This window comes from Bacillus sp. LR--39 (genome assembly GCF_053613335.1).
Map to the genome: position 1 here is coordinate 1 of NZ_JBSIOT010000959.1, position 680 is coordinate 680.

Annotated in this window: 1 protein-coding gene; it reads left to right on the plus strand. The window is 47.1% G+C overall.

Annotated features, from left to right (window positions below; all coding sequences use genetic code 11):
* Nucleotides 1-680, plus strand: a 680-nt coding sequence (locus ACWHAR_RS27755; RefSeq protein WP_452088524.1) for an FGGY family carbohydrate kinase, incomplete at both ends; no start/stop codon positions are given.

The window sequence follows — 680 nt, forward strand, 5'->3', positions numbered from 1 at the left end:
TCCTCGCGGTTATCGCCTCAGTCATCTCTGAATCAGGAATCAGCGCTTCTCAAATTGCCGGCATCGGCATCACGAACCAGCGCGAGACGACGGTTGTGTGGGATAAAGATACAGGAAGTCCTGTCTATAATGCAATCGTTTGGCAGTCCAGACAGACGTCCGGCATTTGTGAGGAACTTCGTGAAAAAGGATATAATGATAAATTCAGAGAAAAAACTGGGCTTTTAATCGATCCATACTTCTCCGGCACGAAGGTGAAGTGGATTTTAGACAATGTGGAAGGCGCGAGAGAAAAAGCGGAAAAAGGCGAGCTGCTGTTTGGAACGATTGATACGTGGCTCATTTGGAAAATGTCAGGCGGAAAAGCGCATGTGACCGATTACTCCAATGCCTCAAGAACACTGATGTTTAATATTTACGATTTAAAATGGGACGATGAACTGCTCGACATTCTAGGCGTACCGAAATCCATGCTCCCTGAAGTGAAGCCGTCCTCCCATGTGTATGCGGAGACTGTTGATTATCACTTCTTCGGAAAAAATATCCCGATTGCGGGAGCGGCAGGCGACCAGCAGTCCGCATTGTTCGGCCAGGCATGCTTTGAAGAAGGCATGGGGAAAAACACATACGGCACAGGATGTTTCATACTGATGAATACCAGGGAAAAAGCAATTAAGTCC